Origin of the sequence: Vibrio sp. 5S239, assembly GCF_041439575.1 — a bacterium.
Lineage (GTDB): Bacteria > Pseudomonadota > Gammaproteobacteria > Enterobacterales > Vibrionaceae > Vibrio > Vibrio kanaloae.
This window is the reverse complement of the sequence record NZ_JBGOOM010000014.1, coordinates 53051-66488: the sequence shown is the minus strand read 5'-3', so window position 1 is coordinate 66488 and position 13438 is coordinate 53051. Positions and strand designations below refer to the sequence as shown.

11 protein-coding genes are annotated in these 13438 nt (G+C 43.4%); 3 read left to right on the top strand and 8 right to left on the bottom strand.

All coding sequences use genetic code 11. The annotated features are described in order from the left end of the window. Positions 1–123: 123 nt before the first annotated feature. Positions 124–1779 carry an ATP-dependent endonuclease gene (locus ACED48_RS12500; protein WP_017058328.1) on the top strand — a complete coding sequence of 552 codons (1656 nt, stop codon included), beginning with the start codon at positions 124–126 and terminating at the stop codon, positions 1777–1779. 131 nt (positions 1780–1910) lie between these two features. Here ACED48_RS12500 and ACED48_RS12495 read toward each other — a convergent pair whose 3' ends face one another. Further along, positions 1911–2405, bottom strand: a complete 495-nt coding sequence (locus ACED48_RS12495; RefSeq protein ID WP_017058329.1) for a DUF1097 domain-containing protein — start codon at positions 2403–2405, stop codon at positions 1911–1913. A 206-nt stretch (positions 2406–2611) separates the two neighbouring features. Next, complete coding sequence (locus tag ACED48_RS12490; RefSeq protein ID WP_017058330.1) at positions 2612–3517, bottom strand: LysR substrate-binding domain-containing protein; 906 nt, start codon at positions 3515–3517, stop codon at positions 2612–2614. Positions 3518–3775: 258 nt separating this feature from the next. On the opposite strand from ACED48_RS12490, the gene focA reads away from it, so the two are divergent. Next, positions 3776–5227 carry a formate transporter FocA gene (focA, locus tag ACED48_RS12485; RefSeq protein ID WP_017058331.1) on the top strand — a complete coding sequence of 484 codons (1452 nt, stop codon included), beginning with the start codon at positions 3776–3778 and terminating at the stop codon, positions 5225–5227. A gap of 365 nt (positions 5228–5592) precedes the next feature. Here the strand turns inward: focA and ACED48_RS12480 are convergent, their stop codons facing one another. The 3 genes from ACED48_RS12480 to ACED48_RS12470 form a co-directional block, all read right to left on the bottom strand. Beyond that, positions 5593–6162, bottom strand: a complete 570-nt coding sequence (locus ACED48_RS12480; protein ID WP_017058332.1) for a YceI family protein — start codon at positions 6160–6162, stop codon at positions 5593–5595. Further along, positions 6159–6698 (bottom strand): cytochrome b, encoded by a 540-nt coding sequence (locus tag ACED48_RS12475; protein ID WP_017058333.1) that lies wholly within the window; start codon positions 6696–6698, stop codon positions 6159–6161. Before ACED48_RS12475 ends, ACED48_RS12480 begins: the two co-directional genes overlap by 4 nt. 153 nt (positions 6699–6851) lie before the next feature. Next, positions 6852–7097: a DUF2164 domain-containing protein gene (locus ACED48_RS12470; protein ID WP_017058334.1), complete on the bottom strand. Its 246-nt coding sequence runs from the start codon at positions 7095–7097 to the stop codon at positions 6852–6854. A gap of 290 nt (positions 7098–7387) precedes the next feature. Between ACED48_RS12470 and ACED48_RS12465 the strand changes: the two genes are divergently transcribed. Continuing rightward, complete coding sequence (locus ACED48_RS12465) at positions 7388–8023, top strand: hypothetical protein (protein WP_017058335.1); 636 nt, start codon at positions 7388–7390, stop codon at positions 8021–8023. Between the two features lie 194 nt (positions 8024–8217). Here ACED48_RS12465 and ACED48_RS12460 read toward each other — a convergent pair whose 3' ends face one another. From ACED48_RS12460 to ACED48_RS12450, 3 genes are read right to left on the bottom strand one after another with little or no spacing between them, the layout of a single operon-like run. Further along, positions 8218–11277 carry an efflux RND transporter permease subunit gene (locus ACED48_RS12460; RefSeq protein ID WP_017058336.1) on the bottom strand — a complete coding sequence of 1020 codons (3060 nt, stop codon included), beginning with the start codon at positions 11275–11277 and terminating at the stop codon, positions 8218–8220. Then, a complete protein-coding gene (locus ACED48_RS12455) occupies positions 11274–12329 on the bottom strand; it encodes an efflux RND transporter periplasmic adaptor subunit (RefSeq protein ID WP_017058337.1) in 1056 nt (351 codons plus the stop codon). Before ACED48_RS12455 ends, ACED48_RS12460 begins: the two co-directional genes overlap by 4 nt. Beyond that, positions 12329–13417, bottom strand: a complete 1089-nt coding sequence (locus ACED48_RS12450; RefSeq protein WP_017058338.1) for an efflux RND transporter periplasmic adaptor subunit — start codon at positions 13415–13417, stop codon at positions 12329–12331. The genes ACED48_RS12455 and ACED48_RS12450 overlap by 1 nt, the downstream gene beginning before the upstream one ends. Positions 13418–13438: the final 21 nt, after the last annotated feature.

The window sequence follows — 13438 nt, the reverse complement described above, 5'->3', positions numbered from 1 at the left end:
CCGTACAAACAAAGAATAGTTTTTGTGACCAGTGGGCATACCGGCCTAGTAATTTTAGATTATGATTAAAGATATTTGTTAGCTTTCAAACAATTAGCAGAGCATTCCGTTAGGAGTAAGTCTATGCAACTAGAAAGAATTGAGATTTCTGGCTTTCGGGGTGTCAAGCGTATGTCACTCGCGTTTGACGAACTAACCACGCTTATTGGTGAAAATACTTGGGGTAAGTCTTCATTATTAGATGCCCTTTCCGTTGTTCTCCCCTCTGACGGAGTACCATATCAATTCGAAATGACTGATTTTCATGTCGATTATTCGATTTCACACCCACAGTTTCAACACCTTCAAATTGTTCTCGCGTTAAAAGCCAACGACAAAAACGAGCTTAAAGCGGGTCGTTATCGCAAACTTAAACCGATTTGGGTTCAAGATGAATTTGGTGTCAACCGTATCTATTATCGAATCAGCGCAACGTTAGAACAGTATGAAACGACAACACATTACGCATTTTTAGACTTAGATGGAAACCCGCTCAAGCTTCATCACTCAGAGAAGTTTGCCCAAGAGTTAATGACCTTGCACCCTGTAATTCGCTTACGAGATGCAAGACACTTTAATCGCCCTTTCCATCACAAAGCAGTCAGCAACGTGGCTCATGGCAATGGTCGCCAGGCGAGAATAGAGAAACGGATTGATAACACCTGCCGTCGACTTATGGCAATTCCCGGTCACGTCAATAAAGGCGAAATGCGCAGTAGCTTAGAGTCGATGCAAAACCTCATAGAGCATTATTTTTCATTTAAGAGCGTTTCTCGCAATAATCCAAGGAAGCCACGGGATGGTTTACGTTACTCTACAGGAGCAAATGAAAAGAGTATTCATCAGATTGTCGAAGAGACCAAAAGTAAGCAAACTCGCTTATTGTTTATGGGTTTACTTAATGCCTATCTACAAGCTAAGGGGCCGACTGACTTAAGACGGTGTGCCCGCCCTCTTTTGATCCTTGAAGATCCAGAAGGTCGTTTGCACCCAACGCATTTAGCTAGAGCTTGGAGTTTAATGCAAAAATTACCCATGCAGAAAATGCTCACGACTAACAGTGGCGAATTACTATCTGCTGTACCACTTCAATCGATCCGCAGGTTGGTTCGTCAGTCTGACAAAACCATCGCGAACAAACTCAATATGAATCACTTCAGCAAAGATGAACTAAGACGAATTGGTTTCCATCTTCGCTTCCACCGCCCTGGTGCTTTATTTGCTCGATGCTGGTTGCTGGTAGAAGGTGAAACTGAAGTTTGGTTGTTTAATGAGTTAGCCAATCAATGTGGGTATAATCTTGCAGCAGAAGGTGTCCAGATAATCGAATTTGCTCAATCAGGGCTTAAAGCACTCATCAAAGTAGCACAAGAATTTGGCATAGACTGGCACGTAGTAACCGATGGTGATGCCGCAGGTAAAAAGTATGCGGCAACGGTCCTCTCAAAGCTTGGTAACGATCAAGCACGACACCGTCTAACTGAATTGCCAGATAAAGATATCGAACATTATTTGTATATGAATGGGTTTGAGAACTTTTTTCGTGACATGGTTAAGATACCTTACGATCACCCTATCCCACCGAAAAAAGTCGTCGCTAGAGTTCTCAAAAAACACGCGAAACCAGACCTTGCTCTTGCCATCGTTTCTAATTGTGAAAGCCGGGGACAAGAGTGTATTCCGATACTACTAAGGTGGACATTAAAACGTGTGATTACAATGGCTAATGGAAACACGTAATATCATTTTCCTACCCCAGGGAATAAAAAAGGCACACCAAAATAGGTGTGCCTGTATAAATAGTTATACAAATTAATTGGGGGTTATCTTGCAAGAGTTCACCGTCACTAGAGCAGCACCTACTTAACGAGTTAAGCCTTCGCTTGCTTAGCGTGTTGTTCAACAACTTCCGAAGATTGGCTTGATTTCTCGTGAAGCCATAGCCCCGTCGCTTTCATTAAGTATCCAAACACACCACCAAGCAGTAAAGATGGTACTACAAGTTGCCAATCGCCACCTGCGGCAAACGTTGCACAGCAACCAATGAAAGTTCCTGGGATATAACCGAGCCACGCTTGTTTTGCTTGAATACACATAAAGAAAGCGACAATAGCAGTAATCACATAGCCTAAAACCTCTAACCCTACGAAGGTCGAGCTTTCGATTATCACCATTGCCCAGAACACGCCTGTCATGTTGGTCAATAAGCTACCTGCTAATCCTTTAACGCCGCCTGTTGGCGATGCAAAGTAACTGGTGCAACCTAAGAAGCCAGCCCATGACAATAATCCCAAAGAGACAGCAATCCATCCCCACAGACCTGACAAAATACCTGTTGTTAGTGAAATCGCGACTAATGTACTCATACTATTTCTAAAGCCTAATTACGCAATTGAACGCAACCGGATTTAGCCTCACTTAAAATCAAGTAAGCATATTATGGTAAGAACGCCTTCTTTTGGCTGATCGTGATCACATTAATAATGTACACAAATGTTCCCATATCACTATATAGAGACCGGAATCGTTTATTCAACATATTTAGTTATCAGTGATTATTATCAATTTATCGCTAGAGAACTGACGGTTTGCCTTTCATCATGCGCTTACCTTCGCGCTTAATACACTCGGCAAGTGGATTTTCTGCCATGTCAGCACGCCAAATAAATGAAAGCGTACGCTCCATTTCAAGCTCTGGGACATTCAAAGTAACAAGCTGACCTGATTCAACAAACTGCTCGACATCAAGATAAGGTAAACACGTTAAATATGGACCGTTTGCTACTAAGCTTCTTAAAACAGGAACGTGTTCATACTCTCGCCACACATCAAGATCACCAATTAAATGATGAATAGAACTATCAAAAACTTTGCGAGTACCCGAACCATGTTCGCGCAATACCCACTTCGCTTGCTCTAACTGCGCCAAACTCACACGTTCACGTTTCGCAAAAGGGTGATGAGCGGATGCAACGACCGTTAAATGGTCAGTACACCACACTTCTTGATGAACTCGGTTGTCATCACAACGACCTTCGATCACACCTAAGTCATATTGATAATCTAATACGCCATCGATAACGGCATCGGTACTTTGTACCCCAAGCGAGATTCGCATCTCTGGAAAATCGTTATCAATAATACTGATGAGGTCAGGAACGAGGTGTTCTGCCGGGGTTTGGCTCGCGCCTAATTTGAGCTCTCCACTCAATAAATGCTGCTCGTAGAACCCCATTTCGATTTGCTGCGCATCTTGCAATAAACGCTTCGCTTTTGGCCTTAGCCACATACCCCAATGAGTAAGAGCCATTTGCTTACCCTGCCTTTCAAATAAAGGCCTGCCGAGCATTTTTTCCAACTGTGCAAGAGACATACTTGTCGCTGATTGAGTCAACGCCAACTTGTCTGCGGCATGACTAACACTCCCGGAATCTGCCACTGCATCAAATACCGCGAGTTGCTTTAATGAATAACGCAAAATTCATCCTTAATGCTTTTAATTATTTGTGTCCTGCTGCTCGTTGTTTTTAAGCCGATGAGCAATCAATTTCATTCTACGCGTAACCAAATCTATATCAATAATTTTGATGTGGTTTCTAAAAATTATCAATTTTACCTCAACTCCTCAACTCCCTAATCTGGAATGGCAGGACACAACGAAGCCTGCAAAACATCACGGATTAACCGAGTCATTAACACTAGGAATTACACATGACGGATTGTTCAAGGGGGGAATATGGTAACCAGTACTTCTGAAAACTATCAACTGTTCTCACCAGCACAAATGATGGCGGAAGCAGAGAAGTTTTCCTTAAGCAAAGCAAATAAAACCAGCAGCATGACAGTGAGTTTGGCGATCATGGCCGGTGCATTTATAGGGCTGGCTTTCTTATTCTACATCACGGTAACCACGGGTAGCGCTAATGCTGGATGGGGGTTGAGTCGCTTAGCCGGCGGTCTTGCATTCAGTATGGGTTTAATCTTGATTGTGATTTGCGGTGGTGAGCTGTTTACCAGCTCAGTTTTATCAAGCATCTCATGGGCTAACAAACAGATTACTTTCACTAAGATGCTGTCTATTTGGGGCAAGGTTTATGTCGGCAATTTTATCGGTGCCATGTTCCTTTTGGCTCTAGTAAGTGCAGCAGGCTTGTATCAATTAGATGGCGGGCAATGGGGTTTAAACGCTCTAAATATTGCCCAACACAAGCTACACCACAGCCCTGTTCAAGCTTTTGCTTTGGGTGTGCTTTGTAACTTATTGGTGTGTTTAGCCATTTGGTTAACGTTCAGTTCTGCTAACGCCATGACCAAAGCGATGATGACCGTATTACCCGTAGCAATGTTCGTTAGTTCAGGCTTTGAACACTGTGTGGCGAATATGTTCATGGTTCCACTAGGCATCACGATTCAAACATTCGCACCAGAAAGTTTTTGGATGCAAATTGGCGCAACACCAACCCAGTACGCAGACCTAAACATCATGAAATTTATCACCGCAAACTTGGTGCCAGTAACAATCGGGAACATAGTTGGTGGTGCAGTATTGGTCGGCTTAGCCAATTGGAGCATTTATCGTCGCCCACAACTTACAGCAGCAGAAATTACAACAATTACACAAACAACAGAAATTACGTCAGCTAAGGAAATCACTATGAATACAGCAACGACTATCAAGCAAATCATGAACACTCAACCAATTACACTAAGCGTAGAAATGCCTACATCAGTTGCAATTGATTCACTTTTAGATGCTCAACTTGTTAGCGCTCCAGTTTGCGATGTTGAAGGTCGTCTAGTGGGTATCTTCTCTGTTCACGATGTAATGGTTGACCTTTGGTGCCAAGACTACATCCCAACCAAAGGCCAGAAAGTCGTAGACCTAATGAGCCGTGATGTTGTAGCTATCGGAGCAAACGACAAGTTGGTTGATGTGGCTGAGTTCCTATGTATCGACAAAGAACAACTGTACCCGACGACAAGTATGGGCTTCGCAACTCGCTTGACTTCTCTTTCTCTAGAAGAGCGTGCAAAAGCGATGAAAGTGAGCCAACCACATATGCTGCCGGTATTGGAAAACGGTGTGATGGTCGGGGTTCTAACTCGCATTGAGGTGATGCAAGCACTTCGCCCAATCTACGGTGACCGCCTAAACGCAGTACCAAAAGCGGAACTAGAAACGGCTTAACTGGTTAATGGTTTAACTTACAGTGATTTAACTTGCAACCAACGGTTTAACTAGGAAGCGTGTAGCCAACGACTGTTTGACTAGGAAGTGGTTAGTTAACTAGGACAAGGTTGAACAATTAGGGATTAGTTGTTCGCCTAGACAAATAAGTCATGGCAACGTTGACTGGCTAAAAGTAAATGGTGGCTTAAAGCGCAACTAAAGATTTGACACAAAACAGATCTAAACGCGTGACCATTTACCATAATAAAAAGGCGCAAAGTGATAACTTTACGCCTTTCTCTATTTCTAACTGCCGTTTTCTAAGTATCTACTCAACTTTAATACTACATAAAGGTTGATACCAGTCAGCATTTATAGCTAGATTATTTCTTTACACCTTCAACGTGTAATTCCATATCTACATAGCTTGAAGCGCCCATTACTGGAATGTTGAAGTCAGCAAGTTCTAGACGAGTTGTACCAACGAAGCCAGCACGCTCACCGCCCCACGGGTCTTGACCAGCACCGATGAATTCAGCTTCAATAACGATAGGCTTAGTTACGCCGTGAAGTTTAAGGTCGCCCATTACTTCTAGTTTACCGTCACCTTTATCAACCACTTTTGTGCTGTTGAATGTTGCGTCTGAGAATTTGCCTGCATCAATGAAGTCAGAGCTACGGATGTGCTTGTCACGTTCTGCGTGGTTTGAATCAAGGCTTGTTGTATCAATAATTACGTTTACTTTTGATGCTTCAACGTTGCTTTCATCAAATGAGAAATCACCTGAGAATGTGTTAAAACGACCTTGGATAAAACTGTAACCTAGGTGGCTAACTTTAAAGTTAACTGAAGCATGCGCACCTTTTGTATCAATCACGTAATCAGCGGCGTTAGCAGCGAAAGGCATTGCCATAGCAAATGCTAATCCTGTAGCGATAATTGACTTTTTCATTTTGAAGCTCCTATCATTTTTCGTAGCGTATCGTCTTTGTCGATAACGTGGTGTTTTATCGCCGCTAAGGCGTGCACTGATGCCATGATGATCAGTACCCATGCAGCATAGTAGTGAACCGTACCTGCGAGATCAGATTGGTTTGCAAACAGTTCACCCATACTTGGTACAGTGAACCAATTGAATACTTCGATCCCGCGGCCATCTGATGTCGAAATCAAATAACCTGAAATAAATAAAACCGCTAAGTTGATGTACATGAAGCCGTGAGCGATCTTAGCTGCTGCAACTTCATAGCTTTTACCTTCCACTTTAGGTGACGCGGTAACTAGTTTCCAAACCAAGCGGATAACGGTAACAGCAGCCAAAAGAATGCCTACCGAGCGGTGATAGTCTGGCGCTGTTTTATACCACTCGCTGTAATATGAAAGATCAACCATCCACAGGCCTACAACAAATAAGCCAAATACCGCGAGAGCTGAAATCCAATGCATCGCTCTTGCTAAAGGGTTGTAATTTCTAACGTTGTTGTCCATGCATCTCTTCCGAATGTTAACGAGTAGTGTAGTTTCGAAAAGCGTACCCTACACCAAGTTTGTGTAACATATTATTTACCAAGCTTTACATTAATTACATCGTTCCAAATTAAACGAGTTATTCAACTTTTTTGAACAAGTTGGCCATAGAGGTTAAATTTCAACGATTTGCTCAATTTCATAGAGCTCGTCTGATATGTCTAACATTTTACGTTCCATTACTTTCTGAGCGTCTTCTACCCCCTTGTTGTAGTAAATGGCCCCAAACTTTTTACTTATAAAATCAATCAAAAACTCAGTATCAAACTGACCAAGTTCTACATCAAGCTCATCTTGCAGGTACTTTTGAAGGGCATGGGTTAGCTCAGACTTTTGTTTCGAATCTAATTGAATTGTCATGAATACTTCCAAGTTAAGAGTAAATAAGTCAATCGAGATCAGCTGACTAAACTATAATTTCGCTAACCCAATGAACATTAGCTAACTCGCTATAGTCTTTCTAACTGATTAGAATTCCTCATAATTTAGAATACAGATCAGCTAAGTGCCAGCGCTATCCATAAAAACGGCTAGGAATAGCTAATTTTGATAGAGAGATCAAGAACTCACACTTTGCTAATAGGTAAAGACACAACAATTACCGTACTATTGCCCATCAATAAAATAGTAACTATGTATAAGGGACTTCATTGTTATTAGATCTCGTGATTAAGAGCGTCAATCAGTTTCAAGATGATTGCCTAAAACTCTGTGAACACCATTATCCTACCGTACATAATCAAGGGATCAGTGAGCATCACATAGGGAAAGCTTTTGCCAGACGAATGGATCACACCTTCGTTAGCTTTAATCATGCGAGTCATACAAGTCCACTCGAAATGTTTTCTTCCGGTGATGCCCCTCGACATTTCCGAATTTCTTCTGAGATAGGTACCGTATGGACGATCAGCCATCATATGGTGAGTGCAGGTAAAACCTGTCGTAGAAAGTTAATGTTAGACATTCATAATTGGCAATCAGAGTATGGGTTTGCTATCCAACCCAATGACCTTTTAATCATTGTCTCTGATCATTGGATAAGCCGAGGCAAGAGCAGTGGTGAGCTCTTACATTGGTGGATGGGCGCACTCCCAGACGAGATCACTGAATATAGCCAACAAGGCATCACACTAAGAGAGAGTGATTCTCAATTCGCTACTGATTTAAATAATAACTTTAGTATCAGCCCATGCTTTATTAAATTCGGTCACCCGTTAAAACGGTCAGGGAATCAACAGTTAGTCCGTAAATACTTGCAACTTTATGCTGTACTCCAATGGCAGTGAAAATACGGGTCAACATTTTGATTTAATAATGAGAGTCAGTCGTTGTACCTTTATCTCGAACAAAATTTAACCACGAAAGCTCAACACGCCCTAGTCACCGCTTGCCACTCTTACGTGTTAACAAATCACAGGTATAAAAAAGCCCAGTCAAAACTGACTGGGCTGGCTTAAAAGAATCTGTTTTATATCATTCCCTAATAACCCGAAGTGGACGGTTTGATTCTATATAGAATAGCGAACATCACTGGTACTACTATTAGCGTTAGTACGGTAGCAAAGCCTAAGCCTGCCATGATGGTAATCGCCATCGAGCCGAAAAATGCATCGAATACCAAGGGAATCATGCCCAAGATAGTTGTTAGTGCTGCCATAGATACCGGTCGCACACGACTGATCGCGCTGTCGACAACCGCTAAATATGGGTCTTTACCTGTTTGTAGCTCACTGTTGATCTGGTCAAGCAATACGATACCGTTCTTCAAAATCATGCCACTTAGACTTAATAGGCCTAGGAAAGCAGTGAAACTGAATGGCATATTAGTACCTAACAGACCGATCGAAACACCAATGATAGAGAGTGGCACCGTAAACCAAATCACAAGTGGCTTACGAACCGAGTTAAACAGAAGCATAGTGATGATAAACATCAACAAGTAACCCATTGGCAGTGAACCAAATAGAGATTCTTGTGCATCTTTAGAACTCTCGTACTCACCGCCCCAACTAATGTTATAACCTGCTGGTAAATCGAGTGCTTCAACCTTTGGCTTTACTCGAGCAAACAAGCTAGCTGGTGTTTCATCACCCAATACATCGTGATCAGCCAGAACCGTTAACGTACGCTTTCTGTCACGACGTTGAATCAGTGGCTCAGACCATTGAAGATCAACCCCATCGATCACTTGCTCTACAGGAATATAGGTTTGCAGTGATGGGCTCCAAATCTTCACATTGTTCAGTGATTCAAAGTCAAAACGCTCTTCTTCAGGCAGGCGTGCCACGATAGGTAACATGTGCGTACCATCACGCAGTAGACCGATGTTGTAACCACCAAACGCCATCTGCAGAGTCTCAGACAGATCCGTCTTTGAAATGCCAAGGCGACGAGCCTTTGATTCGTTAAACAGTGGCACGAGCTCTTTGGTGCGTTCACGCCAGTCGTGACGCACATTTCGAGAACCAGGATCCGCCAACAAGATGTCTTCTACCTCAACAGCAATGCTGCGAAGGATCTGCGGGTCTGCTCCACTAATGCGAGCTTCGATTTTTGAAGCTGGCGACGGGCCAAACTCAATCAGTTTAAATTGGAACGTCGGTTGTTCAAATTTATTGGCCAAGTCCTTGTCTAGCCCTTCTAGGACTTTAAACATGGTGTCTCGGTCAGTCGTTCGTACCTGCAGCTGACTGTACGCTTCGTAACTTTTCTCTGGTTGATATGTCAGCGCAAAACGTTGCATGCCCTGTCCAACCGTTGTTGTCACAAACTCAACGTCGTCTTGCTGGCGAATGTAGCTTTCAACTTTTTCTGTCTGCTTGATCGTTTCACGAACATCGGTGCCTTCCGGCATCCACATATCTACGTAAAACATGGGCGTATTTGATGGCGGAAAGAACTGCTGCTTCACCATACCAAAACCAACGACAGAAACTGCTAATAGCGCGACCATACTAACTACAGTAAGCCATCTAAATCGAAGTGCTACTTTCAGACACCCACCGAATACAACAAACAGAATGCCTTTGTATGGGTCTACGTTCTCATCAACCTTGTCTTCTTCTTTTAGCAACATCTCGGCAAGAAATGGCGTTAGTGTTAGTGCTGTTACCCAACTCAAAAACAGTGAGAAACACAGTACCCAGAACAGCGAACCCATGAACTCGCCTGTCGCATCTTTCGACAAACCAATCGGCGCAAAAGCAGTGATAGCAATAATGGTCGCACCCAACAGTGGCCATTGTGTTTGTGTCACGATGTCCTTCGCTGCTTGAAGTTTGGTCTTACCTTTCTTCAAGCCAACCAAAATACCTTCAACGACAACAATCGCGTTATCCACCAGCATACCTAGCGCGATGATCAAAGCACCCAGCGAAATACGGTGCAGTTCAACATCGTTGTAGTCCATCAATATGAACGTACCGAACACCGTCAGTAGCAGTACTAAACCGATGATCAAACCACTGCGTAAGCCCATCGCGAACAGAAGTACGATGATAACAATCGCCACCGCTTCCACGAGGCTGATCAAGAAATCAGCAACGGACTTGTCCACTTCTTGTGCTTGGTTGTAGAAGTAGTTCAGTTCTACACCCGCTGGTTTAATACTTTCTAGGCGATCAAGTTCTGCATCGAGTGCTTTACCAATCTCAACCACGTTTACGCCTGAAGAGAATGCAATACCTAGGTTGATTGCGGGTTTACCGTTGTACGTTAATACATTGCCCGGCTTTTCTTGAATACCGCGAGTCACTTCAGCGACATCTTTCAAGCGAATTAGGTTACCCGTATCGCGACCATGAATGATTAAGTTTTCTAACTCTTCAACCGTGCTCAATGTACCGTTAGGTTTGATCGTTAGGCTTTGACCATTCAGCATTACTTCGCCTGCCGACACCACACTGTTTTGTTGTGCTAACAGTGACGTAACCGTCGACATGTCTAGGTTCAATGCGGCTAAGCGTTCCAGAGACATCTCAACGAACAGTTGTTCTTGTTGGTCACCCGCAATACTGACTTTACCAACACCATCAACCAGTTCGACTTCACGCATTAGGTAATCTGCGTACTGTTTTAGCTCAACGTAATCATAGCCGTCCCCCGTCAGCATGATCATCACACCGAATACATCACCAAAATCATCAATGATCTGAACGGAATTCACACGACTTGGCAATGTTGGCTGTAGGTCGTTGATCTTGCGACGCATTTCATCCCAGATTTGAGGTAGTTCATCCGGACCATAGTCCATCTTCATGCTAACCATAATTTGAGACATGCCATTCGACGACGTTGAGGTAATCTTGTCGATATAAGGCAGCTGTCGTATCTCTTTTTCAAGTGGATACGTCAACTCCTCTTCAACTTCCATTGACGTAGCGCCAGGGTAAGTTGAAATAATCATGGCATCTTTAATGGTAAAAGCTGGGTCTTCTAAACGGGATAGATTACCAAAAGACGTCACGCCACCAATGGCCAATATGACGAGAAATAACCAGCTGATTACTTTGTTTTTTATTGAATATTCTGCGATGTTCATTCTGCTTTTCCTGACAATTGGATTCCGTCACGGAGTTTTCTTAGATTCGAGTTTACGAGTCGATCACCTTGCTCAACACCGTGAGCGATTAATGCACCTTGGCCACTGATCTTGTCGACTTCTACTTCGCTTTTGAATGCTTGTCCGTCTTCCATTTTCCACACATAAAACTGATTCGCTTCAGAACCCGCTTCTAAAGTTGTCATTGGTAATTGGTAGCCTTGAACATCGCTCAGGCCCGCTTTCGCCATATCCACATTAACCGTAACGCTCGTGCCCGGCAGAATTTCACTCTCAGGCTGCTGCATCTGCATCCAAAACTCGTAGGTACGTGATAGTGGGTGCAGTTCACTGGTGTGCTCTAGATACGTCAGTGGATATTGACCTGTGTGACCGCCAAAGGTCGCCTCAGGACGATAGCTATTTGAACGCATGTCTGGGCTAATTGACGCCAAGATCGAATCTGATACTTGAATTCGCACATACACCTTGTCGTTCTGGTACACACTCAGTAGTGTTTCTCCAGGCGTCGTATTTTCGAACCGTTGCTTATCGACAGTTGAAACTGTTCCTGAGAATGGCGCTAAAAGTTCTGTGTAACTTAGCTTACGTTTTGCCGCCGCCAAATTCGCCGATGCGAGCTTGTAGTTAGCCGTCAGTTGGTCGTGTTCTGATTGCGATAACATTTCGCTGCCAAACATCTCAGTACCACGGGCCAACTGTTTGCTCGCCAGTTTGAATTGAGATTGAGCGTCAGTCAGCTCTTGGACGTACGTTGCGTTATCTAAGGTGGCTAATAACTGCCCTTTTTCGACGTTATCGCCCGCTTCGACTAATACTTGTTGAATCTCGCCTGCTAGCTTAAATGCCAAGGGAGTCAATTCAGCTGGCATCACCTGTCCATTAAAACTTCTGAACTGATTAGTCAGCGGCGCGCCAACTTCAAAGGTTGAAACCAACAGAGGAGGTTGTTCACGATGTACAGCTTCATTGTTACAGGCTTGAAGTATTAAAGCCGACGCGACAACAACTGATAATTTTGAAAGGTTCATTAAATACCGCCCTCACGAAGCCAAGCTTTTACTTGTTGTCCGTCTGATAACACATCCACACCCGCTTCAACGATAAGGTCGCCAGACGACAATCCGTCGATAACCTTGCCTTGCTCATCAAGAAGGACTTGTACTTTAGAAATCAGTTGAGAGTCAGGGTTATAACGCCATAGTTCACCATGGCCTGCGTCTTTGTTTAACCAAGCTGAATCCACAATACCAATGCCGTAGTCAGGTTTACTTTTTTGAACTTCAACTTGCGCTGTCATACCAGAAAGTAGATTGATGCCTTCTGGCTTTTCGATAGACACAACCGCTTGGTAGCTGTTGGTGTCTTCATCTGGTTGCGTTGAGATTTCTTTAAAGCGAGTCGGGATACGAATGCCGCGGTGACTGTCCATCACAACCCACATGTTTGAGCTCGTTAGATCTTGAATAGAACGGTCTTCAAGCTTTGATACTGGAATTGAAAACGTCACATCCATTTCACTATTATTCAAAATATTCAGTACAGGCTGCTTTTCTGCGATCAATTGATATTGCTTTCCAAACACCATCGATACCACGCCATCGAATGGAGCAACTAAGGTAGTGTAGCCAAGGTTTGTTTTTACTTGGTCCAACTCAACTTCAGCGGCAGTAAAGGTGTTCACGGCTTGGTCGTAGTAATCAGTACTGACCAGTTTTTTCGCATACAACTCAGAAGCTTGTCTGTATTGGCTGTTCGCCAGATCAAATTTAGCTTGAGCTGCATCAACGGCAATACGGTAATCCGTCGCGTCTAATACAGCTAACACCTGACCTTTCTTCACTTCTTGCCCCATACGAACATCGAAGGTTTCTATCTCGCCACCTACTTGGAAAGAAAGTGCCGCACGGTCAGTTGCATCGACCTTTGCAATGAAGCTATCAAGATCAATATCAGTCTGTTGTGGAATTTCAAACAGCTTGACTGGCTTGATTACCTGCTCATTTTCCTCTGACTGAACTTTGTTACATCCAGTTAGAGAGCCTGTGAGCAATAGTGCTGCAATAACAGCTCCCATGCGCTTGCTCGATATAGCATTGATAGACAAATTGGACTGCATGATGTCTCTCCATTTAATTAT